This is a genomic window from Brevibacillus brevis (genome assembly GCF_031583145.1).
Lineage (GTDB): Bacteria > Bacillota > Bacilli > Brevibacillales > Brevibacillaceae > Brevibacillus > Brevibacillus brevis_E.
Map to the genome: position 1 here is coordinate 1,345,600 of NZ_CP134050.1, position 21,746 is coordinate 1,367,345.

Below are 21,746 nucleotides of genomic sequence, written 5' to 3' on the forward strand. Positions count from 1 at the left end.
GCTGCTTGAAGGTTTCATCATGCCAGAAAAAGTGGGAGGGAGAGAATCGATGGCGCTCTGGAATCTGTTCCTCGGATTTTTTCGGATCGGCATCCTGGGCTACGGCGGCGGGCCGACGATGATCCCCCTCGTGCACGCAGAGGCTGTGCAGAAGTACGGCTGGATGACGGACGAGGAATTCACGGACGTGCTGGCGATGGGAAACGCGCTGCCGGGGCCGATCGCCACGAAAATGGCGGGGTACATCGGCTATAAAGTGCGAGGTGCCGCAGGGGCGACGGTAGCGATAGCGGCCATGGTGCTGCCTGTGCTGATCGCGATGATCCTGCTCCTCGGCCTCATCTACAAGCTGAAGGATTCGGGTATCGTCGGCGGGATGACGCACGGCGTGCAGCCCGTGATCGGCGTCATGATGGCGGTCATGGCTTACGAGTTTTTCTTGAAGTCGTGGAAGAGCTGGATCAAGGCGAAGACCATTGCCTGGACGGTCGTCTCGCTGGTCGTGCTGGTGCTGCTGAATGTCAATCCGGGGCTGCTTATCGGATTCGCTCTCGCCTATGCGTTTACCGAATCGACCTACCTGGTCAAAAAGAAGAAAAAACAGGCGGATACGTCGGATCGGGGGATATCCGCATGATTCTGCTGCAACTGTTTTGGGCCTTTTTCATTCCGAACATCCTGGGCTACGGCGGCGGACCGCCGATCATTCCCCTGCTGCAAGCGGAAGTCGTCGACCATTACGGGTGGCTGAGCCTGGAGGAATTCGGTGACGTGCTCGCGCTGGGCAATGCGCTGCCCAGTCCGATTGCGACCAAGCTGGCCGGGTATATCGGCTACCAGGTAGCGGGCATCCCGGGGGCGATCGTCGCTCTGATCGCCACCATCGCCCCGACAGCGATCGCCATGGTGATCCTGTATAAATTTCTGCATCTTTTCAAAAACTCGCCGCAGGTGTCGGCGATGACGCAAATCGTGCGCCCGATTGTAGCCGTGCTGCTGGGAACGCTGGCCTTTCAGTTTTTCGCAAGCGCCTATGAGGCCGCAGGGATTTGGCAGACGGCAGCGCTCACGGCGGCCAGCCTCATCACTTTGGAAAAGATGAAAATCCACCCCGGCATCGTGGTCGCAAGCGGACTGGTGTACGGCGGCGTATTTTTGCAATAGGACGAAGGGCCGTATCCTCGATTGGGTTGTTGTATAGAGCGAATCAGATCGATTACACTAGAGAAAACAACTCACGGGGGTATACCAGATGCCAGACACGCCAGTTATTTGGAGAGATGAGGAATTAAGCCCGATTCGGGACAAGGTGTATCAATACATCAAGCAAGCGATCGTCCAGGGTGTATACAAGTCAGGAGAACGAATCATCGAGCGCGAGCTGGCCGACCAGCTGCACGTAAGCCGCACGCCGATCCGTGAAGCGTTGTTCCGGCTCGAATCCCAGGGCTTCGTCAAAACGCTGCCGCGCAAAGGCGTAGTCGTCTCCCAGCTATCCCCGGAGGAGATCGTGGAAATTTTTACGATTCTCGGGTCGCTGGAAAGCCTGGCGATGAAGCTGGCGGCGCAACGGGCGACTCCCGCTGCCCGCGAAGAGCTGAAGCGGATCATCGATGAGATCGACGAAGAGCTGGCCAAAGCCGATGTGAATCACGAATACAAAAACGTCCATTTCGATATCAACGAAGTGATTTTCCGCGCCGCGCAAAGCCCCAGGCTGACGCAGATGCTGGACGGCCTTTCGGATTACATCCGCGCCTTCGTCCATCTCGGCTACGAGCTTCCGGGCAGGCAGCGCAGGGCGATGGAGGAGCATCGGGAAATCGCCATGGCGGTATACAACGGCGAAGCGGAGCTGGTCGAGAGCTTGACCAAGATCCACTTGGAGAATTCCAAGCGAGCGTATTTGGAAGCGCTGGAAAAACAATAACGCAGGCAATCCCGCATTCTTGCTGCAGATGGAGGTGTTTCTATGCCGAACGTGAAATTGCACCAGAACGGTCTCGTGTACCAGCAAGAAATTGGGGAAGGCAGCAACTTGGTCGTATTGGCAGGTATCAAAAAATTTCCTCATTTAAAGTACGGGTGTGGCATGGGCAAGTGCACGAAATGCACGGTGAAAGTAATGGCAGGCGCTGAATCGCTGCCCGAGCCGAACTGGAAGGAACAAAAGATGCTCGGCGAAAAACTCGAGCAAGGGTACCGGCTGGCCTGCCAGCTCTACATTCAACGCGACATCGAGATCTGCCAGGAATAGCTGGCCGGGTATCATCACATTCATTCGAAAATATGGGAGGGTTTGCAAATGAGCCAATACATTATGGTGTCCACGACGGAACGGTACAAAACGGTGACGGAAAATCCGGATCTGGAGGTAGTCGCTGCCTATGAATACTATTTCTTCGGCAAGAAAAAGACCACGTTTTCCATTTGCAAAATCAAAAACCCGGTTACGAGAATCGTGATTCAAGGGGTCGCGGAAGTGTTCCCGGACAACAGCATTCCGATCAAGGTGTTCCCGAAATTCGAAACGACGAAAGAGATCGAGAAGGAAATTTTCGAGCTGGATCTGGATGAGGACAATAAAATTGTGCGCGTTCATTAAGCGAAGACAAGAGGGGAGGGACAGGCTGGAGAGCCTGTCCTTCTTCTTGCTTTCAGGGCGAAAGGAAAGCAAGGGAGAGAGCGTCTTCTGCCTCGTTCAATGTAAGAAAAATGTAGTGCATTTGAATTAAATTCTAGCGAAATAGGATACCCGTCCAATCCCATAGATTTGCTCCCGCATAAACAGAGAAGAGTTGCTATTTTCTGAACAGGGAGGAATGGAATATGGGATGGTGGATCAGTCTGCTGTTCGCGGCTGCCTGCTTCTGGGCTCTTTACTGGTATTGGGAACGCCGGGAAGACGCGAAATGGCATGATCACGTGCCCAATCAACTGATTGTTCGATTTCGTGACGGTGTGACGGAAGCGCAGATGGAAGAGATTCACCGAAAGGCCAAATGCGAGCTGATCGGCAGCGATCAGGAGCTGGGGATCTATCACGTATCCTCCAAGCGCAAGATGCGGCGGATATGGAGGCACTATCAGGATCTGGAGGAAATCGAGTACGCGGAGCCCAATTACCGGTTCAAGGCGTTTGCGTCCGCGAACGATCCTTTTTTCGCCAGCTATCAGTATGGACCGCAGCGCATCATGGCCCCTGCGGCCTGGGATGTGACCCAGGGCAGCCCGGCTGTCAAAATCGCGGTAGTCGACACGGGGGTGCAGCTGGACCATCCGGATCTGCAAGGGAAAATCATTCCGGGCTACGATTACGTAAGCAATGACACCAACCCTGTGGATGGAAACGGGCACGGCACGCATGTGGCGGGCATCGCATCCGCTGTCACCAATAACGCCTACGGGATGGCAGGAGTTTGTCCCCTGGCTTCGATATTGCCGGTGCGGGTGCTGGACGAATCGGGAAGCGGGGATCTGTTGAACGTGGCGAGAGGGATCATCTATGCGGCCACCCAGGGAGCACACGTCATCAACCTGAGTCTCGGCTCCCCGGCCCCTTCTGCCACCCTGCAGTCCGCCATCGATTATGCGTGGAGCCGGGGATGCGTGATCGTGGCGGCAGCCGGGAACGCCGGATCTTCCGTCCCGAATTATCCGGCCAACTACCCGAACGTCATCTCGGTGGCCTCTACCAACGCAAGCGATGTAAAGTCCGGCTTCTCCAATTACGGCCGGTGGGTGGATGTTACCGCTCCGGGCGAAAACATCTTGTCCACCTATCTGGGCAGCTACTATGCGTATTTGAGCGGCACTTCCATGGCGGCTCCCCACGTAGCCGGCGTAGCGGCCTTGCTGGCTGCCCAGGGCAGGACCAACGCCCAGATCCAGAACATCATCCAGACGAGCTCCGATCCGATTCCCGGCACAGGCACGTACTGGCTGTATGGACGAGTGAACGCAGACAGAGCCGTGCGCTCCTAAAAGGGAATCGGCAGCAAGCCATCAAGGCAAAATGGCGAGTGGAAGACGGATCCGTGTACCCAAAAACAGCGCTAGTCGCGTAGTGGAAAAGGAATATCCGAGTGGTTCCCCTGAAGGCAGGCATGTGCCCCGAGCGCGATTCAGCCCGCTTTCAGGGTTTTTTGCGAAAAGGCCTGTCCCCTTCAAAACGGGAGCAAAGGAGGCGTCCCCTGAAAAAACGGTTGAAATGAAGAAGCAAAACATAGATAATATTGGGAATTACCTGGGAGTATGATGAATGCACGGAGCTTTCATTCCGGCCGCCTTTCGCTTTTGAAAGGAGGTGAAATACATGCAAAAGCTGATGATGTTGGCCGGAATCGCCGGAAGCGGCAAAAGCCGCCGGGCTCTGGAGCTGGCAAAGAAAGAGCGGGCAATCATCGTTTCCACGGACGAGATCAGGCAAAACCTGTTTGGGGACGAGGGGAAACAGAAGAAGACCTCCCACGTGTTTCGAGAGGTATATGCGAGGGTGGAGGATGGGCTGGCCAAAGGAAGCAGCGTCATCCTGGATGCCACGAATATCGATCGTGAGAAACGGATGAACGTCCTTTCCAAATTTGCATACGTCGAGAAGGTTTGCTATTACCTGAACGTGCCGTATGCCGTTTGTTTGGAGAGAAATCAGGCAAGAAAAAGGAAAGTGCCGGGGCCCGTCATGGAGAAAATGCGAAAGAATTTCCACTTCCCCATCCGAAATGAAGGATTTGATCGCATTTGGATTCTTCATGAGGAAATGCCCTATCCGATTTCCAAGGAAGCTTTTGTCGATTTGCTCCAGAGCGAGCCTTCTTATGAGGAACTGTTCGAAGCTTTGCAGGAAGTCCCCATCTTTCAGGACATGGTCGGTTTTCAGCAAGAAAACCCTCACCACACCCACACGCTATGCAGGCACACCTACCATGTGCTGGAGTACGTCAATGCTTTTTACAGCGAAGAGGATAAATTGCTGATGCAGGTCGTCGCTCTTTTTCATGATACGGGCAAACCGTTTTGCAAGGTCTACAAACCGGCAAAAGGGCACTATTCCTACTACGGCCACGAGAATGTATCCGCCCAGATCGCTTGCCATTTCCTGAAGGAGCTGCAATTTGACGATGCGTTTATTTTCAAGGCCGTGCATTTGATTCAAATGCACATGAAGATCAATTACGGGACCCAGCAAGATATCTCTGAGATTTACCGCCTGCTCGGAGAGGAAATGCTCTGGAAGCTCTACTTCTTTAAAGAAGCGGATACGTATGCCAAATAAGGAGGTGAAAAAGGATGAGGAAAAAGTATCCGAGAACGTTTCACCTGCCTTGGTCGAGAAGCAAAACCGACGATGACAAAATCCTGAAAACCGTGTGTCATTTTGAAGGAAAAGAGGTCGTGGTTACCGAGAAGCTGGATGGAGAAAACACGACGATGTATCGGGATTCCATCCATGCACGGTCGCTCGACAGCAAGGACCACGAATCACGGCATTGGGTGAAAATGCTGCATGGGACGATATCTTTTCAGATTCCTCCCGGTTGGAGAATTTGCGGGGAAAACGTCTTCGCCATGCACTCGATTTACTACGGAGAACTGACCAGTTACTTCTACGTCTTCTCCATATGGAATGAAGACAATCAATGCTTATCCTGGGACGAGACGCTCGAGTGGGCAGAGCTGCTCGGGGTAAAAGTAGCGCCCGTGCTTTACAGAGGGATCTGGAATGAGCAGAAAGTGAAGGGCTGCTACACCAGGCAATCCGTTTTCGGAGGAGAACAGGAAGGCTATGTGGTCAGGATCGCGGACGCCTTTCCCTACGATCAGTTCGGGACCTGTGTGGCGAAGTTCGTCCGAAAAAACCACGTTCAAACAGAGGAGCATTGGCTATCGAAGCCAGTGGTGCCAAATGGGGTAAGCAGCATGTGGAAATGATTCGATAGATAGGGAAGAAGGGACTGAGAACCATGTAATGCTGAAGCAATGGGGAATGAGAAGGAAGACAACTCGTCTTGAGTATGTGATTCGAGCTATTTGCTAGATTGCCAACTCTTCGTTCCATTGGCTGCCTATCAAGCAGATCGAACACGAACGGAATAACCGCAAGCAAGGAAACAACCTTAGTCCGGGCGCCTGCCGTACTAAGGTTTTTAGCTCTGCCTGATTGTTTTTTCAGCTTGAATGGGGAGCTGCCCAGACGAGCCTATTGTGCGGCGTTGATCCGTCTCTGCGCGATCTTGTTCAGGCGCTCCACGTCCTCATCGCCCCAGGAAACAGTGACGTCGCCTGTGACGAAGGTCTGGCAGGCCAGACGGTAGCCCTGGGCGATTTTCTCGCTGCCCAGCCGATCGATTTCCTTTTTCATGACCCTGCTGAGGTGTTCCTGCCCATCCACGATTTGCACCCGACAGGTGCCGCAAAGACCGCCCCCGCACTTGAATGGCACGGCCCCCTCGTAGCGAATGGAAGTTCGGAGAAGATTTGCGTCTTTCTCTACTTCAATCGTTTTTCCGGACGTATGAAACGTAATAGATGGCACAAGCTTCCCTCCCTCGTTTGGATGAGATCAGTATATCATAGAGTTTTGGTTTATGGTATACCAAATACAATATATTTTTGCTATGATAGAGGCAGCAACAGCAGGGAGTCGCTATAAGTCAGAGGATAACAGGGGGGACTTATGATCAACATTGGGGTTATTGGCTACGGAACGATCGGGGAGGATGTCGTGAAAGCCATCGTACAGGAGCCCGAAGCAGGAGTACGAGTGGCGTCCATCCTGGTGCGGGATCGTTCGAAGTACGATGCGCCTGGAATTGCACAGCTCATGACAGAGCGGGAGGATGAATTTTTTGCGCACGAATTCGACGTGGTGGTCGAAAGCGCAGGTCACGCGGCAGTGAGACTGTACGGAGAAAAAGTGCTGGAGCATGGAGCGGATTTGCTTGTCGTCAGCGTCGGCGCCTTTGCGGATGAGACGCTGCATAGCCGCCTGATGCAGAAAGCGGCCGAGTGCGGGCGGAAAATCATCGTTCCTTCGGCCGCCATCGGGGGATTGGACCGGATCGCGGCTGGCAGTCTCGGGCCGATGGAGGAAGTGACGTTGATTACGAGAAAGCCGCCCAAAGCCTGGTACGGCACGTTGATCGAACAGCAGGTCAACCTGGCTGAATTGGCAGAACCGCATTGTGCATTCGAGGGAGTGGCCCGGGATTCGGCCAGGCTGTTTCCGGAGAGCGTGAACGTCTCGGCTGCCTTGAGCTTGGCAGGCATCGGCTTTGACCGGACGAAAGTAAAGGTGTTCGTGGATCCGCATATTACCCACAATACGCACGAAATCGAGGCCAAGGGAAAGTTCGGCCAGATCCGGCTGCAGATCCAAAACACGCCGTCCGCCCGCAATCCGAAAACCGGCTACATCGTCGCCATGAGCGTCCTGAAGGCACTGCGGGATCGTGCTTCCCACTTCGTCATCGGAGTATAAAGGAAATGATTGTCCCTCCTCCTGCATAAGGTGATAGTAAGGGGGGAGACAAGTTGGCGGAAGAAAAGGCATTTGTGGTGCTGCGGATGGTGACAGGCATCATTTTTCTCGTGCACGGAGTCGCCAAGCTGCAACAGGGAATGGCGGCGGTCACGACCATGTTTGGCGGGCTCGGCCTGCCTCCGTGGCTGGCCTATCCGGTGACGGCGGTAGAAATTGCTGGCGGCCTCGCCCTGATCCTGGGCATCGGGTCCCGCTACGCGGCATGGGGGCTCGCCGTCATCATGGCCGGGGCGATCGCGACGGTGAAGTGGGAGCACGGATTCATGGGGCAGGCAGGGAAAACCGGGTACGAATTCAACCTTATCCTGCTCGCCGTCGCAGTATGTGTGGGAGTGAAAAAAACGGCAAAGAGACCCGACTGAATGCGCACAGTCCCTGCGCCAGTCGGGTCTCTTTTGCGGATGAAAGGCATTGTCGCTCCGGATGTCTGCTTACTCGGCCGTCTCATAGAGATCAGGCGAGACAGAGGCCAGGAAGGGAGTCGGTTCTCCGAGACTGTAGAGATGCAATTCGTGCATCGCGCGGGTGCAGGCGGTGTAAAACAGTTTGCGCTCGCTCTCCCGTCCGTAGCGCTCGCGGGATGCGTCATAGATGAGGACGGCGTCAAATTCCACGCCCTTCGCCAGGTAAGACGGAATGACCACTGCGCCAGTCTCGTAGGAAATGGCACGGGTACCGATCAGGTGAATATCCAGCTGGCCGCGCAAATCCTCGTACGCCATCTGCGCTTCCTGCGCCGTCTTGGTGATCACCGCGATAGCCTGATGCCCGTCTGCCCGAAGCTCCCGGATACGGTGAGCAATTTTGTCCGCCAACGCTGCGCGGTCCCGTACGGTCGTCACGCTTGGCAGGCGGCCCTCGCGCTGGAACGGCTCGATCTGTTCGCCATTGGCGACGAGCTGGCGGGTAAATTCCACGATCGGCCTCGTCGACCGGTAGCTTTTGGTCAGAACAAACGTCTCCGTCTGCGCAGGCTCATACAGCGAAGCGACCGCCTCAAAGCTCGCGCCGCCCTGTGCGTGGGCGTAAATGGCCTGATTCCAGTCGCCGAGCACCGTCATCTTGGCTCGGGGGAACAGCCGCTGGATGAGCGCAAATTGAAACGGCGAATAGTCCTGCGCCTCGTCGATAAAGACATGGCGGACGAGATTGTTGGTCTGAAAGCCTTCCAGCTTTTCTTTCAGATACAAAAAGGGTGGGGTATCTTCATACGTCAGCTCGCAACGCTCCAAGCGCTCGACGGTTTGCGCGCAGATGGCGTGCCAGAGGGCAGGGCGGTCCGCTGCAGGCAGCACGGCCTCGGCAAGGTCGGTGTCGGCAAAGAGCCTGCGATACGTCGCAGCGGTATCGATGAAGCCGAGCGCCTTCACCCAATCCCGCAGCGGCTGGAAGTGCTTTTGCACGATTCGCTTTGACAGCAGCTCCTGCTCCCGCTCAAAGTCATCGAATGTTTCCTCCGTGAATTGCTTTTTCCGGCGCAGCTGTTGATAGACAGCCGAATAGGCGTCTTTGTCCAGCAGCTCCAGCTCGTCTTCCACCCAAGGCTGTTCCCTCTCGGCGAGCTCGTGCTTTTTCAGTTCGTCGAGCAGCCACTTGGCGACCAGGATCATTTTGTTCGGGATCGAGATGGCAGGGTCCAAGGAGTAAAAGCGGTCCCGGATCTGCTTCTCGTCGACGAGGATCCTGCCTTGGAAGGAGAGAGGGAGAAACTGGATGCCGCTCTCTTTCAGCAGGACAGCGTAATCGTCGATGGTACGCATGAACCCGGGCGACGTCTTCAGGCGGATGCCCTCGAGTCTCTCGGCATAGCCCGGTTCCTCCATGGCGGTCAGCACGTACTCCATTTGCGCGAGCGGGTGCTCCAGCTGGAAGGCGGCGCCGAGCCGGTGCTCTGCGTAATCCTGAAACGTCGTCTGCTGCATATTTTCCTCTCCCAGCTCGGGGAGGACCGTGGAAATGTAGCTGTTGAACAGCGAATTGGGCGAAAACAGCACGATCTGCTCGGCTCTCAGCGTCTTCCGGTACCGGTACAAGAGGTAAGCGACCCGCTGCAAGGCTGCGGAGGTCTTGCCGCTGCCCGCTGCTCCGGACACGATGACGAGCCGGCTGTGCTCATTGCGGATGATGCGGTTCTGATCTTTTTGGATCGTGGCGACGATGCTTTTCATCTGCGAGTCTGCATGCTTTCCCAGCACCTCCTGCAGCAGCTCGTCGCCGATGGTGACGCCGGTGTCGAACATATGGATGAGCTGCCCATCCCGGATCACGTACTGCCGCTTGCCTGTCATTTCACCCGTGACGGTCCCGCTTGGAGTCTCGTACTCGGCAGGGCCGGGGGCGTAATCGTAGTACAGGCTGGAGATCGGCGCACGCCAGTCGTAGACCAGAAACTGTTCCTCGCGCTCATCGAGCAGGGAGGCGATCCCCAGATAGACAGCTTCCGCCGCTGGCTCCGTTTCTTCCCGAAAGTCGATCCTCCCGAAGTAGGGAGATGTCGCAAGCCTCCTCAGCGTTCGCAGCCGCTGCTGCCCGTGGCGATGGACTCGCTCGCGCTCGGACAGGACTTCCGCTTGCTGCTTGATGCTGGCGTAAGTTTCGGCCGCTTCGTGGGCATCTTCGAAGTTGACGGTGACATCGTCCCAAAAATGCTTGCGGATCCCGACGATGTCAGCCTGTACTTCCGTGACATGCTCCTGCAGGCTGGAGATTTGCCTGTTGATCTCCGCGACTACCTGCTCCACCCGCTGCTCTTCGTTTTGCTTGTCGTAGTCAGCCTCGCTCATGATACCGCTCCTTTTTTTCCCCTATTTTGGCCAAAAGGTTTGACAACAGACTCGTTGATGTGATAATATAATATTGGGTAAAAATAATCGTAAAGTTATAGTGTTGTCAAAAGACCAATTCCCATTCTACCACAGGGGACTTGGTGTTTCAACATGTGCGGAAGTGTTTTTCTTTTCGATATGAACAGAGCGGGGTGCGCGGGCACTCCGCTTTTTTTGTACAGATAGATTGATACCATTCCGATCCGGTATAAGGGCAACCGCGGCTCCGCCAAAAGGCACGGCGCAGCCAGGTTTTTTCATTGCTGCCTTAGCTGCCGTAGACTGACTGCTCCCACCAGCTGGTGGAAAACAAAAAAGCGGCCTGTTTTCCGGACGGAGGCACATGAGCCAGCATAGCCATGCCCGGTCCGAGAATCCATTGTCCGTTGGTTTCCGTCCCCATCGTGCTCATGGGGGGCACGAGCAGGGTCATGGCGACCGCTCCCCCGCGAGGCAATTCGGTTCCCCCGGTCGAAAAGAGAATTTTTCCCTGAGAAGGGGGGCATGGGGTGATCTGGACATAGCCGGGCGACACGCCGGGAGACGTTTTGGCCCCGATGATCGATTCGGTCTTGCCGAACCAGAATTGTACCTCGAGGGGATGGTCGGAGAAGTTGGTGAAGTGCCAGCCGTTTACGAAGAGAAGCGCGCTGGAGCGGAACGGATTGGCCAAGGCTCCGTATCCTTGAGCGTCAGCCTCGGCGGTCATTTTTTCCGTCTGGCCCAGGAAGTATTTGCACCCCGCCGCCATCGTCATGGCGTAGGGCACGTTGAGCTGCCGAGTGAGCTGCTCCGTGGCAGGCTGGGTGGGAAACGGGAAGTAGCCCATCTGCATGTAGACGTCAGGCATGCCGTAGAAATAGGGAGACTGTGTGAAGGAGGACTTCGCCATCGGTTCCTCTCCTTTGGGTGTGGTAACCATACAGCATATGGCGGTCGCCCAGGAGGGGTGTAGGGATTCGCTCAAAAGAAATGCCCGGCCTTTTGCGATTTGCAGTGCCGGGCTCCTCCTTTGGGTACTTCTCTTGGTTACGATACAGCCTTCCATGCGTGGATGGCGAGCAGGGCCCATCCGGCGAGGAACAGCACGCCCCCGATCGGGGTGATGGCTCCCAGGACTTTTACGCCCGACATTGCCAAGGCGTACAGACTGCCGGAGAAGACGACGGTTCCCAGGGCGAAGCACCAGCCCGCCCAGGACAGTCCGGACGCGTCCGGATACCATTTGAGCAGCAGGGCGACCAGCACCAGGGCCAGAGCGTGCGTCGTTTGGTAGGTAACCCCGGTGTGGAAAACGCCGAGGGAGTATTCGTCCAGTTTTTCTTTCAACGCGTGGGCTCCAAACGCACCCAGCGCGACAGACAAAAAGCCGCTGATACTGCCTAGCATCAGAAACAGTTTCATAAGGTTCACTCCTCGATAAAAGCTTTGCCAAAAACAGGCATCCTTACATGGGAATCGCTTCTATTTTACTGCAAATGGACAGGGATGCCCAATTGCAATTTGATGAACAGTGGCTGGGACTACCGTACAGACCGCTTGTCAACTCCCGACATAAATTGTAGTAACGCAGTGGCAACGCTTACCGCCGCTGCAACGGGAGGTGATTGGACATGAACAAATGGGTCTCTCTCGCTGGCGGCCTTCTGGGCGGCTACGGCTTGCTGAAAGCACCGCTCGACGGCTCTTTCCTGAACGGTCTCAATCCGTTGGTGGATGGGGTCGGCCTGATCGCCGTGCTGGTCTTCTCGGGTGCTCTTATCTATACGGGTGTACGCGATTGGTTCCAGAAATAATGCGGCGGCAGATCTGACACACGATGGGCAAAAGGCGTCTCCTTGCAAATGGGAGGGGCCTTTTTGCGGCAGAAAAAAATGGGGAAGTCAGCATCCGTTTTCGGATTGCTGGCTTCTTTTGTCATCGATCTCCATATATATAAAGTAGGCTTTGGCAAAGGGGAGGGGAAAAGCATTGACCAACGAAGAACGCAAAGAGCTGGAGCGGTCGATTGATGAGATAACCGAGATTGCCAAGGGATTTGGCCTCGATTTTTATCCGATGCGGTACGAGATCTGCCCGGCGGATATCATTTATACGTTTGGCGCATACGGCATGCCGACGCGGTTTTCGCACTGGAGCTTCGGAAAATCGTTTTATCGGATGAAACTGTCCTACGATCTGAATCTGAGCAAAATCTACGAGCTGGTGATCAACTCCAACCCGTGCTACGCGTTTTTGCTGGACGGCAACTCGCTGATCCAGAACAAGCTGATCGTGGCGCACGTCCTCGCACACTGCGACTTTTTCAAAAACAACGTCCGCTTCTCCAACACGAACCGGGACATGGTCGAAAGCATGGCGGCCAGCTCGGAGCGCATCCGCCAGTACGAGATCGAATACGGCAAGGAAGCCGTGGAAAACTTCCTCGACGCCTGCCTGGCCCTGCAGGAGCACATCGATCCCAGCCTCCTGCGGCCCAAGCTGCGCTGGAAGCGGGAGCCGGATGAGCCTGCCAAGAAAACGAGAAACGAGCGGCATTCTCCATACGATGACCTGTGGGGACTGGATCCCGAAGGAAAGAAAGAGCAAGAGACAGTGAAGCCGGTCCGCAAATTCCCGCCGTCGCCGGAAAAGGACTTGCTGCTGTTCATCATGGAGTACAGCTCGATCCTCGAAGACTGGCAGCGCGACGTGATGACCATCATCCGCGACGAGATGCTGTATTTCTGGCCGCAGATGGAGACGAAGATCATGAACGAAGGCTGGGCTACCTACTGGCACATGCGCATCCTGCGGGAGATGGAGCTGACGGAAGCGGAGACCATCGACTTCGCCAAGCTGCATTCCTCCGTCATCCAGCCGTCGACGACGAGCATCAATCCTTACCATCTCGGTTTGAAAATCTTCGAGGACATCGAGCAGCGCTGGAACAACCCGACCAAGGAAGAGCAGGAGCGGTTCGGCCGCAAGCCGGGAGAAGGCCGCGCCAAAATCTTCGAGGTCCGCGAGCTGGAATCGGATATCAGCTTCATCAGCAATTTCATGACAAAGGAGCTGGTGAGCGATCTGGACCTGTACATGTTCGGCAAGCAGGGCAACGAATGGGTCGTCACGGAGAAGCAATGGGAGCAGGTCCGCGACGGCCTGGCAGGCACGCGGGTCAACGGCGGCTTCCCGTACGTGATGGTGCATGACGGCGACTACCTGCGGGCGGGAGAGCTGTATTTGAAGCACCATTTCGAAGGGCTGGAGCTCGATGTGAAGTACGTGGAGAAAACGCTGCCGTACGCTTACACGCTCTGGGGGAAAAACGTGCATCTCGAGACGGTCATCGAGGACCGGCAAGTCCTGTTTACGTATGACGGGAAGAAAGTACATCGCCGGTTTTTGTAAACGAAAGGAAGAGTTAGAGCGTCAGAAGCAAGCCTGGGCGAGTACCGGGCTTGCTTTTTTACGGAATGGCTTGCGGGGCTGGAAAGCTTTTTCGCCGAGCCGCACGCCTGAAAAGTGTCAGGGAAGGACGAGGCTTATGGTATAATCTTGAAATGCAAAAAAATACGAGCAAATACAGACATTGGGTGGAGAAAGCAATGGAGTGCGAAGTTACCGTAGTCATACCCGTCTACAACCGGGAAGCGTATATCGCCGATGCTCTGGACAGCATCCTTTCCCAGACCATGCAAGCATGGAAGGTCCTCATCGTAGACGACGCATCGACGGACAAGACCGCAGAAAAAATCGCTCCGTATCTGGCGGACGAGCGAATTCAATACAGGAAGAACCGCGAGAATAGAGGCGTGGGGAAAACGCTGGACAAGGCTTTGGCCCTGGTCGACACGCCGTATTTCGTGATTGTGGACAGCGACGATTGGCTGGAGAAAGACGCCCTGGAGACGCTGCTCGCAGAGATGAAGCGGCAGCCGCCGAGCACGTCCCTGGTGTGCGGAAATGCGCAGGTCTGGCAGGAAAAGGAGGGGGTGCTGGAGCGCAAAGGCTTGATGCGCCACCGGTCCTTTGCCGACAAGTACGACTTTTTGCTGTACGGGCCGATGCTGACCCCGCGTTTTTTCCGGACGGAGGCAGTCAGACGGGTCAAAGGCTTTTTGGCAGACGATTTATCGGGCGGACGGTACAACGAAGACCGCTACCTCTTGCTGCGCCTGATCGCCACGAGCCGTTTTCACCATGTGGACAAGCTGCTCTACAACATTCGTCTGCACGGAGACAATCTCACGAAAAAGGCGAACCAGGGGAAATTCAACGAGACCAAAAAAGACTTCATCGAAAGCTTGATGAGGAAGTGGGGGGACGAGTACCGCCCGGTGTTTTACAAGACGCCGGACGGCTGGCTCGACGTGGAGCGGCTCGTACCGACTGAGCTGGTGGGTGCCGGGCGCTGACCAAGCAAGCTGTTCGCAAAGTTGTCCGACCGGGCGGCAGGAACCGATTGCGCGATTGTGGAACCTTGTTGTTGTGTAGGTATACTTCTTTTTCGAAGAATGTCCATTCAGGAGGAACCCAACATGGCAAAACAGGCTGCAGTCATCGGCTCCGGCGTCATGGGCCACGGAATCGCCCAGGAATATGCGCTGGCAGGCTACACCGTATCCCTTTACGATCTTACGGAAGAGTTGTTGCGCAAAGCGAAAAACAGCGTCGAGAGCAGCTTGTCCCTGCTCGTGCGCGAACAGGTCATCACGGAGCAGGCCAAACGGGACGCGCTGGAGCGGATCGTCTTGACGACCGATTTGGACGCAGCGGCAGCAGAGGCGGACATCATCACGGAGGCCATCCCGGAAGTCATCGAGCTGAAGTGGGAGCTGTTTGCGAAATTGGAGCAGGCGGCAAAACCGGAGGCGGTCATCGCTTCGAATACGTCCACGTTTTCCATCGCGCGGCTGATCGAGCAGGCAAAGACGCCGCACCGGTTCATCATCACTCACTTTTTCAATCCGGCTCAGCTCGTTCCCCTCGTGGAAATTGTCCGGCATGAAAAAACGGCGGACGAAGTGGTGGCGGCTGTCATGGACATCATTGCCGGGCTGGGGAAATCCCCGGTGCTGCTGAAAAAGGACGTCCCCGGCTTCATCGCCAACCGCCTGCAGGCCGCCTTGATGCGGGAAGCGTTTTCCCTTCTAAAGGACGGCGTGGCAGATGCACGGGAGATCGATACGGTCATGAAGGACGGTATCGGGTTTCGCTGGGCGTTCGTCGGGCCGATCGAGACTGCTGATTTCGGCGGGCTGGATACGTGGAAGCGCGTCATCGACAACATGGCGCCCGTCCTGGACGACTCGCAAAAAGCGCCGGCGCTCATCGAGGAGCTGGTGGCAAAAGGGGAGCTCGGCACCAAGACGGGGTCCGGCATTTATTCGTATGCGGAGACATCCGTAGAGGCAATATTGAAAGAGCGGGATGAACAGTTTATCCGACTGGCGAAAATGAAGCGCCGTTAACGGGTTTGCGCGAGGCAGGTGACCGGAATGGACGAAAAGGATTGGCTGCTGCTGCAATCGCTGCGCAAGGAAAAAAGCTTGACGCGGGCAGCAGAGCGCATGTACATGACACAGCCGGCCTTGACGTACCGTCTGCAGCAGCTGGAGAAAAAGTTTGGCGTGGGGCTCGTCGTGAAAAACGGAAAAGGCATCCGCTTGACAGCTGAGGGCGAGTACTTGGCGGAATACGCCGGCAAAATGCTGGCGGAGCTGCGAAATACGAGGGATCACATCGTGAACATGCAGCGGGAAGTGCAGGGGACGCTCCGCATCGGGTCTTCCATCTACTTTGGGCAGTACGAGCTGCCGGTGATCATCAAGAAGTTTCTGGAGCTGTACCCCAAGGTTCAGATCCATGTCGACACGGGCTTCAGCTCCGAAATTTTCGACATGCTGCTCCAGGAGGAGATTCAGGTAGGGATCATCCGGGGAGAGTTTCAATGGTATGATCGAAAGCACTTGCTCCAGGAAGAGAACATTTGCCTCGTCTCGACGGAGCAGCTCGATCTGGATGCGCTCCCATCCCTGCCGCGGATCAATTACCGCGCCCCGAAGCTGGCGCTCAGGCTCGGCGACCAGCAGTCCTTCTCGCTCAGCCATGCGATCGACCAATGGTGGCACGAACGCTATCAGGATCCCCCGACGATCACGATGCAGGTAGACAGCTATGAGACATGCAAGGAGATGGCGAAGTTCGGGTTGGGCTACACCATTATCCCGCGCGTATTTGTGCGACCGGGTGAAAATCTGCAGACCGTGGACCTGACGCTTCGGGACGGCCAGCCGATCAAGCGGCGGACGTGGATGCTGTATCGGGACGCCGCGCTGCAATTCGCTGTGGTAGACCGGTTTGTGGAGTTTCTTCAAAACTACGACCTTTGCTGATCGGTGAAAATGCCCGGTTCACACCAGATGAACGGGGCATTTTTTGCTTGGGCAGCCTCTAAAGATTCTTGGCGATTCCCCCATTCTAGTTGCATGCAGAGGAAAAGCGGCTTATCATGGTAGCACAAAGGAGTGATTTCGATGGCGAAAAGCAATGCACGCAAGCATCGGGAAAAGCTGGAGCGCGAAGGCAAGCGAAACCCGGACCAGAACCGCAGCCTATTCGCCTTTGCGGACATGAGGACGCGCAGGACGAAGACGAAAGCCGAAAAGTGGAAGCAGCAGAAGCACAAGAGGCCGTTATCCTACTCAAGTGAGGATGGCCTCTTTTTTATTTGCCAATCTATAAAAGAATTTTTGGTTTTGGGTTAAATGATTTCAATTTTACTTATATAAGGGACGGCCGTACAATGATGGCAAGCTACATCTATTGCAATTTTGCGAAATATCTGTGGACAAAAGAGAGGAGTTTCAGGGGATGAGACAGACTTCCGAGAACAAACAGCGCATTGCAGGGGCAGTCGACGAGCTCGATTCCAAGCTGCGCGAACTCGCCCTGAGGATTCATGCCCATCCGGAGCTGAGTTTTCAGGAGAAAAAAGCGGCGCAGTGGCTGACGGAGCCGCTCAAGGCTGCAGGGTTTGAAGTGGAGCGAGGCATAGCCGGTCTTGAAACCGCCTTCAAAGCGACGTGGGAAGGAAAGAGCGGCGGACCGACGATCGCCCTGCTGGCGGAATACGACGCGCTTCCGGAAATCGGGCACGCGTGCGGCCACAATTTGATCGGGACATCGGCAGTCGGAGCGGCACTGGCTCTTAAACGGGCGGTCCCCGATTTGCAGGGCCGCATCGTGGTCCTGGGCACGCCGGCGGAAGAGGACGGCGGCGGCAAGATCATCATGTGCGAGCATGGCATCTTTGACGAGGTGGACGCGGCGATGATGTGCCATCCCCACAAGAATACGATGGTGCTGCGCGGAGCCTTGGCTTGCGTGGACGCGACCTTCCGCTTTTACGGCAAGCAGGCCCATGCGTCTTCCGCGCCGGAGAAAGGCATAAGCGCCCTGGATGCGCTGATCAACACGTTCGTTGCCATCAATTCCCTGCGCCAGTTTTGCAAGGAAGATGTGCGGATACATGGCATTATTACAAAAGGCGGAGACGCTCCAAATGTCGTTCCGGATTACTGCGAAGCCAAGTTTATTCTCCGGGCCGCCACCGTCCGCGAGCTGCGGGAGCTGACCGAGAAGGTGTACAAGACCGTCCATCACTCTGCGGAAGCGGTGGGAGCACACGCCAAGATCGAGGAAGGGCTGGTCTATGCGGAGCGCAACAACAATCACGCGCTCGCCGGCTTGTTTGCCGCCAATCTGGAGGCGATGGGACTGGAAGTGAGCGAGCCGCCGAAGAAAGGCGGAATCGGGTCTTCGGATATCGGCAATGTCGGTCAGGTGACGGCGACGATCCATCCCTATATCAAAATAACCGAAGCAGGGACGCATACTCCGGAATTCACTGTGGCAACGGCATCCGAGGATGGCTTGATCGGCATGAATCAAGCCGCAAAAGCGTTGGCCATGACCGCTTACGATCTGTGCGCAGATCCGGCGGCTTTCCAGAGAGTACGCGAAGAGTTTGAAAATGGGAAGAAGAACCAATCATCCGAGGAGGCCTGAGCATGAGCGCACATTCGCCCCACCCCGCCAGCCTGGCGGCATCCAGTCAGCCGACATCGTTTTGGAGAAAATACTTCAAGATGCCCCATACCTTCGTTTTGCTGATCATTTTGACCTTGCTGGCTGCGGCGCTCACGTACCTCGTGCCTTCCGGCGAGTTTGAGCGGGCAAAGGATCCATCCTCCGGTAAGACATTGGTCGTCCCCAATTCCTACCACGCAGTCGAAGGCGATCCAGTCAGTCTGCTGGAAGTGCCGAAAGCAATCGTTAAAGGACTCATTGATTCCAGCGATATCGTGTTCTTCATCTTTATTATCGGCGGGGCGTTTCAGGTCATCACGGCGACAGGCACGATCGAGGCTGTGACGAGCCGGGTCGCGAGGACTTTTTCCAAGCGCGGCGTCATGATCATTCCGGTGTTTTTGGGACTGTTCTCCGTAGGCGGTTTTACGATGGGCATGTCGTCCGAGGTCATGGTTTTCGTACCGCTGGGGATCGCCATTGCCCGCTCCCTCGGCTATGATGCGATGACAGGGACCGCGATGGTCTCGCTCGGAGCCTCCATTGGCTTCACGGCGGGGCTGATGAATCCGTTCAACGTAGGGCTGGCGCAGGTGATCGCGGAGGTGCCGATGTTCTCGGGGATGTGGCTGCGTGCCGTTCTTCTGATCACGCTGCTGGTCATCACGAGCTGGTACATCATTCGCTATGCGAGAAAGGTGAAGAAGACGCCGGGAGCGAGCATCGTGCATGAGCTGGAGAAGTCGTCAGCAGACAAGAAGCTCGATCTCACCCAGCTGCCAAATCTGGAGCTCAAGCATATTTTGACGGTCATCACCATCATCGCCTGCTTCGTGCTGCTCATCTGGGGCGTCTCGAAAAAAGACTGGTGGATGGAGGAGCTGTCCGCCTTGTTCCTGACGATGGGCATCGTCTCCGGTTTCTGCGCGAAGTTCGGACCGAGCCGGATCGCCGGCGAATTCGTCAAAGGGGCGAGCGCCATTACGTTCGGGGCGTTTATTATCGGGATCGCCCGCTCCATCCTGATCGTGCTGGAGCAAGGAAACGTCATCGATACGATCGTCTACGGTCTCTCCGATGCGGTAGGCCATCTGCACGGCTCGATTCAGGTGCTCGGGATGTACCTGTTCCAGACAGTCATGAATGTGTTCATCACGTCGGGGACAGGTCTGGCAGCGACGACCATGCCGATCATGGTGCCGCTGGCGGATCTGCTCGGGGTGACGCGCCAAACATCCGTCCTCGCGTTTCAGATGGGCGACGGCTTTACCAACATGATTCTTCCGACCTCGTCGGCGTTGATGGGCAGTCTGGCAGTATCCGGCATCACGTACCAGCAGTGGTTCAGATTCATGTGGCCGCTCATGCTGATGTGGGTGATTACCGGAGCGATCTTTGTCCTCATCGGCCACGCGATCGCCTATTGAGAAAGCCGGCGTGCCGCTGTTGAAGCTGATGTATGAGATCAGACCTGGGAAACCGGGTCTTTTTTCATTTCCCCAGAGGATTGTGGTAGCATCATGGAAGAGAGTTTCCGAAGAGGTGAACGCATGGAAAATCAGCCATTTACGGTACAGCGGCTGCTGCAGCTGCCCCTGTTTAAAGGGGTGAAAGTCATAGCGGGCTCGAGTGGATTGTCGAAGGAGATTTTTTACGTCGACTTCATGGAAACCCCGACACTGACCGGATTTCTCCGTCCGAACGAGCTGATCCTGACGACGGGCTATTCCATCCGCCACGAACCAGCCATGCTCGGCAGGCTGCTGGACGAGATGCACCGCGTGGGGGGCGCGGCGGTCGGAATCAAGACGAAGCGATTCCTTCATGAGGTGCCCCAGGAGGCGCTGCAAAAGAGCGATTTGTACGGAATTCCGCTGTTTGACATTCCGCTCGAAATTACCTACGTCGACATGACGCATACGGTCATCGACCAGATTCTCAGCCGGCAGGCGTATTTGCTGCGCGAAGTGAGGGAAGTCAATCAGCAGTTCACCAATCTGGTGCTGAATCGGCGGACGACCGAGCTGGTGGTCTTGATCGGGCATTTGCTGGGATGCGAGGCGGCTGTTCTCAATGAACACGGGGAGGTGGAGAGCTGCACCTCGCGCTTCGGCGGGACGGCCTTCGTCGAAAAGCGACCGGTGCAGGTGGGGAGCAAAGTCATGGGGTATCTGGCCATTTCCCGAAAGCTCGGGGACCAGGAGACCTTTGAGGAAATGTGCCTCGATCACGCGATCACGGTGCTCGCCATCGATTTCACGATTCGCCAGTCTCAGCAGCTGCATCGGGAGAGAGAGCAGGAGTCGTTTTTGGTGGAGCTGTTTTCCGGCTCGTCCCACCAGGAGGACTTGCTGCGTTATCGCGCTCAACAGCTGGGCATTTCGCTCGGCCGTTATTTTTACACGATGGTGCTTCAACCGAGGATCGGAGGGGAACAGGGGGGCGGAGAGCAGCCGCATGCCAGGTTGTACAACCTGCTGGTCCAGCGGGTAAACAAGCCGGGGAACCATACGCGCAAAGGCGTGTTTATCAATGACTCCTTGATCATCCTGGTCTCCACTGCTCACGACTCGGAAGAAAAGCAGAGGGCGGATGCAGAGCAGCTGTTGCGCGAGCTGATGGCCCCTGCGGAAGAGCTCCCACCCCAAGCTCGGATGTGCGCCGGAATCGGAGGCTTGCGAGAGAAGCTGTCAGACGTTCCGGATAGCCGTCTGGAGGCTCACAAGGCCCTATCCATCGGCACCTACACCTTGCCGAAGCAGGAAATCGTCCATTTTCATGAGGTGCTGGTGGAGGATTTGCTGCTGGATGCCGCCGGCCATCCTGTCCTCAACGCTCTCACCTCGATGCTGATCGAGCCGCTCGTGGCGTACGACCTGGAGTACGGAACAGAGCTTTTGGCTACCCTCAGCGCGTTTCTCAGGCTGGGCGGCAATACCAAGCGGGTAGCGGAAGAGCTGTTCATCCACCGCAATTCGGTGCTGTACCGGCTTGAGAGGATCAACGAGATCATCCAGAATGACTTGACCGATCCGGAGGTGCGCTTTCGGCTGGATGTCGCCATCCGGGTGTGGAAGACGAAGGATATTGATTCCAAATCGATGAGGTAAACGTCTTGTCTCATCGCATATTTGTGACGATGCCCAAAAATGGGCGTCAAGTTTTGGGTCGCTTTCCATAGGGGGAAGCGGCCTGTTTTTGTTAAAGTAAAAAAAAACAGAATAAATTGAATCACGCTACACGAAAGAGGGGAGAGAAACGACACCGAGGTTTGCATCGGTTCCCTGCACGCCATACTTGGG

General features: G+C 55.8%; 23 protein-coding genes. 19 read left to right on the forward strand and 4 right to left on the reverse strand.

Going from position 1 to position 21,746, the window contains the following annotated elements; translation table 11 throughout:
* Window positions 1–19 precede the first annotated feature (19 nt).
* The 8 genes from RGB73_RS06870 to RGB73_RS06905 all read left to right on the forward strand — a co-directional run bounded on the left by RGB73_RS06870 (window position 20) and on the right by RGB73_RS06905 (window position 5,931).
* Window positions 20–637 carry a chromate transporter gene (locus RGB73_RS06870; RefSeq protein ID WP_310770345.1) on the forward strand — a complete coding sequence of 206 codons (618 nt, stop codon included), beginning with the start codon at window positions 20–22 and terminating at the stop codon, window positions 635–637.
* Window positions 634–1,164, forward strand: a complete 531-nt coding sequence (locus RGB73_RS06875; protein WP_310770347.1) for a chromate transporter — start codon at window positions 634–636, stop codon at window positions 1,162–1,164. Before RGB73_RS06870 ends, RGB73_RS06875 begins: the two co-directional genes overlap by 4 nt.
* 88 nt (window positions 1,165–1,252) lie before the next feature.
* Window positions 1,253–1,930 carry a GntR family transcriptional regulator gene (locus tag RGB73_RS06880; RefSeq protein WP_310770349.1) on the forward strand — a complete coding sequence of 226 codons (678 nt, stop codon included), beginning with the start codon at window positions 1,253–1,255 and terminating at the stop codon, window positions 1,928–1,930.
* Window positions 1,931–1,972: 42 nt separating this feature from the next.
* On the forward strand, window positions 1,973–2,257 hold the full coding sequence (locus tag RGB73_RS06885; RefSeq protein WP_310770351.1) for a 2Fe-2S iron-sulfur cluster-binding protein: 285 nt from the start codon (window positions 1,973–1,975) through the stop codon (window positions 2,255–2,257).
* A gap of 48 nt (window positions 2,258–2,305) precedes the next feature.
* The gene (locus RGB73_RS06890) at window positions 2,306–2,605 is read left to right on the forward strand and encodes a hypothetical protein (protein WP_310770353.1); all 300 of its coding nucleotides are present in this window, start codon (window positions 2,306–2,308) and stop codon (window positions 2,603–2,605) included.
* 224 nt (window positions 2,606–2,829) lie between these two features.
* Entirely contained in the window at window positions 2,830–3,984 is a 1,155-nt protein-coding gene (locus RGB73_RS06895) for a S8 family peptidase (protein WP_310770355.1), read from the forward strand.
* Window positions 3,985–4,315: 331 nt separating this feature from the next.
* Window positions 4,316–5,275, forward strand: coding sequence for an AAA family ATPase (locus RGB73_RS06900; RefSeq protein WP_310770357.1), 960 nt, complete (start codon window positions 4,316–4,318; stop codon window positions 5,273–5,275).
* 14 nt (window positions 5,276–5,289) lie between these two features.
* Entirely contained in the window at window positions 5,290–5,931 is a 642-nt protein-coding gene (locus RGB73_RS06905; RefSeq protein ID WP_310770359.1) for an RNA ligase family protein, read from the forward strand.
* Window positions 5,932–6,199: 268 nt separating this feature from the next.
* Here RGB73_RS06905 and RGB73_RS06910 read toward each other — a convergent pair whose 3' ends face one another.
* A complete protein-coding gene (locus RGB73_RS06910; protein ID WP_310770361.1) occupies window positions 6,200–6,535 on the reverse strand; it encodes a 2Fe-2S iron-sulfur cluster-binding protein in 336 nt (111 codons plus the stop codon).
* A gap of 141 nt (window positions 6,536–6,676) precedes the next feature.
* On the opposite strand from RGB73_RS06910, the gene nadX reads away from it, so the two are divergent.
* Window positions 6,677–7,480, forward strand: a complete 804-nt coding sequence (gene nadX / locus RGB73_RS06915) for an aspartate dehydrogenase (protein ID WP_310770362.1) — start codon at window positions 6,677–6,679, stop codon at window positions 7,478–7,480.
* 53 nt (window positions 7,481–7,533) lie between these two features.
* Window positions 7,534–7,905, forward strand: coding sequence for a DoxX family protein (locus RGB73_RS06920; RefSeq protein ID WP_310770364.1), 372 nt, complete (start codon window positions 7,534–7,536; stop codon window positions 7,903–7,905).
* Between the two features lie 69 nt (window positions 7,906–7,974).
* Here the strand turns inward: RGB73_RS06920 and helD are convergent, their stop codons facing one another.
* From helD to RGB73_RS06935, 3 genes are all read right to left on the reverse strand, one after another.
* Window positions 7,975–10,326, reverse strand: a complete 2,352-nt coding sequence (helD, locus tag RGB73_RS06925) for an RNA polymerase recycling motor HelD (protein ID WP_310770366.1) — start codon at window positions 10,324–10,326, stop codon at window positions 7,975–7,977.
* A 310-nt stretch (window positions 10,327–10,636) separates the two neighbouring features.
* Entirely contained in the window at window positions 10,637–11,260 is a 624-nt protein-coding gene (locus RGB73_RS06930; RefSeq protein ID WP_310770368.1) for a DUF6143 family protein, read from the reverse strand.
* 137 nt (window positions 11,261–11,397) lie between these two features.
* Window positions 11,398–11,772, reverse strand: coding sequence for a DUF423 domain-containing protein (locus RGB73_RS06935; RefSeq protein ID WP_310770370.1), 375 nt, complete (start codon window positions 11,770–11,772; stop codon window positions 11,398–11,400).
* Window positions 11,773–11,981: 209 nt separating this feature from the next.
* Between RGB73_RS06935 and RGB73_RS06940 the strand changes: the two genes are divergently transcribed.
* The 9 genes from RGB73_RS06940 to RGB73_RS06980 all read left to right on the forward strand — a co-directional run bounded on the left by RGB73_RS06940 (window position 11,982) and on the right by RGB73_RS06980 (window position 21,554).
* A complete protein-coding gene (locus RGB73_RS06940; protein WP_310770372.1) occupies window positions 11,982–12,164 on the forward strand; it encodes a hypothetical protein in 183 nt (60 codons plus the stop codon).
* Window positions 12,165–12,339: 175 nt separating this feature from the next.
* Window positions 12,340–13,761, forward strand: coding sequence for a SpoVR family protein (locus RGB73_RS06945; protein WP_310770374.1), 1,422 nt, complete (start codon window positions 12,340–12,342; stop codon window positions 13,759–13,761).
* Window positions 13,762–13,958: 197 nt separating this feature from the next.
* Window positions 13,959–14,768: a glycosyltransferase family 2 protein gene (locus RGB73_RS06950; protein WP_310770376.1), complete on the forward strand. Its 810-nt coding sequence runs from the start codon at window positions 13,959–13,961 to the stop codon at window positions 14,766–14,768.
* A gap of 123 nt (window positions 14,769–14,891) precedes the next feature.
* On the forward strand, window positions 14,892–15,824 hold the full coding sequence (locus tag RGB73_RS06955) for a 3-hydroxyacyl-CoA dehydrogenase family protein (RefSeq protein WP_310770378.1): 933 nt from the start codon (window positions 14,892–14,894) through the stop codon (window positions 15,822–15,824).
* 27 nt (window positions 15,825–15,851) lie between these two features.
* On the forward strand, window positions 15,852–16,748 hold the full coding sequence (locus RGB73_RS06960; protein WP_310770380.1) for a LysR family transcriptional regulator: 897 nt from the start codon (window positions 15,852–15,854) through the stop codon (window positions 16,746–16,748).
* A 141-nt stretch (window positions 16,749–16,889) separates the two neighbouring features.
* Window positions 16,890–17,120, forward strand: a complete 231-nt coding sequence (locus RGB73_RS06965; RefSeq protein WP_310770382.1) for a hypothetical protein — start codon at window positions 16,890–16,892, stop codon at window positions 17,118–17,120.
* A 106-nt stretch (window positions 17,121–17,226) separates the two neighbouring features.
* Window positions 17,227–18,423 (forward strand): M20 family metallopeptidase, encoded by a 1,197-nt coding sequence (locus RGB73_RS06970; RefSeq protein WP_310770384.1) that lies wholly within the window; start codon window positions 17,227–17,229, stop codon window positions 18,421–18,423.
* Window positions 18,424–18,425: 2 nt separating this feature from the next.
* Window positions 18,426–19,871 (forward strand): YfcC family protein, encoded by a 1,446-nt coding sequence (locus tag RGB73_RS06975; protein WP_310770386.1) that lies wholly within the window; start codon window positions 18,426–18,428, stop codon window positions 19,869–19,871.
* 123 nt (window positions 19,872–19,994) lie between these two features.
* Window positions 19,995–21,554, forward strand: a complete 1,560-nt coding sequence (locus tag RGB73_RS06980) for a PucR family transcriptional regulator (protein ID WP_310770388.1) — start codon at window positions 19,995–19,997, stop codon at window positions 21,552–21,554.
* Window positions 21,555–21,746 lie beyond the last annotated feature (192 nt).

Excerpts from the sequence above, each read along its gene's own strand:
- RGB73_RS06935 (WP_310770370.1), bottom strand. The coding sequence starts at position 11,772 with ATGAAACTGTTTCTGATGCTAGGCAGTATCAGCGGCTTTTTGTCTGTC.
- RGB73_RS06880 (WP_310770349.1), top strand. The coding sequence starts at position 1,253 with ATGCCAGACACGCCAGTTATTTGGAGAGATGAGGAATTAAGCCCGATT.
- helD (WP_310770366.1), bottom strand. The coding sequence starts at position 10,326 with ATGAGCGAGGCTGACTACGACAAGCAAAACGAAGAGCAGCGGGTGGAG.
- RGB73_RS06930 (WP_310770368.1), bottom strand. The coding sequence starts at position 11,260 with ATGGCGAAGTCCTCCTTCACACAGTCTCCCTATTTCTACGGCATGCCT.
- RGB73_RS06890 (WP_310770353.1), top strand. The coding sequence starts at position 2,306 with ATGAGCCAATACATTATGGTGTCCACGACGGAACGGTACAAAACGGTG.
- RGB73_RS06960 (WP_310770380.1), top strand. The coding sequence starts at position 15,852 with ATGGACGAAAAGGATTGGCTGCTGCTGCAATCGCTGCGCAAGGAAAAA.
- RGB73_RS06980 (WP_310770388.1), top strand. The coding sequence starts at position 19,995 with ATGGAAAATCAGCCATTTACGGTACAGCGGCTGCTGCAGCTGCCCCTG.
- RGB73_RS06955 (WP_310770378.1), top strand. The coding sequence starts at position 14,892 with ATGGCAAAACAGGCTGCAGTCATCGGCTCCGGCGTCATGGGCCACGGA.
- nadX (WP_310770362.1), top strand. The coding sequence starts at position 6,677 with ATGATCAACATTGGGGTTATTGGCTACGGAACGATCGGGGAGGATGTC.
- RGB73_RS06940 (WP_310770372.1), top strand. The coding sequence starts at position 11,982 with ATGAACAAATGGGTCTCTCTCGCTGGCGGCCTTCTGGGCGGCTACGGC.
- RGB73_RS06965 (WP_310770382.1), top strand. The coding sequence starts at position 16,890 with ATGGCGAAAAGCAATGCACGCAAGCATCGGGAAAAGCTGGAGCGCGAA.
- RGB73_RS06905 (WP_310770359.1), top strand. The coding sequence starts at position 5,290 with ATGAGGAAAAAGTATCCGAGAACGTTTCACCTGCCTTGGTCGAGAAGC.
- RGB73_RS06895 (WP_310770355.1), top strand. The coding sequence starts at position 2,830 with ATGGGATGGTGGATCAGTCTGCTGTTCGCGGCTGCCTGCTTCTGGGCT.
- RGB73_RS06970 (WP_310770384.1), top strand. The coding sequence starts at position 17,227 with ATGAGACAGACTTCCGAGAACAAACAGCGCATTGCAGGGGCAGTCGAC.
- RGB73_RS06975 (WP_310770386.1), top strand. The coding sequence starts at position 18,426 with ATGAGCGCACATTCGCCCCACCCCGCCAGCCTGGCGGCATCCAGTCAG.
- RGB73_RS06950 (WP_310770376.1), top strand. The coding sequence starts at position 13,959 with ATGGAGTGCGAAGTTACCGTAGTCATACCCGTCTACAACCGGGAAGCG.
- RGB73_RS06870 (WP_310770345.1), top strand. The coding sequence starts at position 20 with ATGCCAGAAAAAGTGGGAGGGAGAGAATCGATGGCGCTCTGGAATCTG.
- RGB73_RS06875 (WP_310770347.1), top strand. The coding sequence starts at position 634 with ATGATTCTGCTGCAACTGTTTTGGGCCTTTTTCATTCCGAACATCCTG.
- RGB73_RS06885 (WP_310770351.1), top strand. The coding sequence starts at position 1,973 with ATGCCGAACGTGAAATTGCACCAGAACGGTCTCGTGTACCAGCAAGAA.
- RGB73_RS06900 (WP_310770357.1), top strand. The coding sequence starts at position 4,316 with ATGCAAAAGCTGATGATGTTGGCCGGAATCGCCGGAAGCGGCAAAAGC.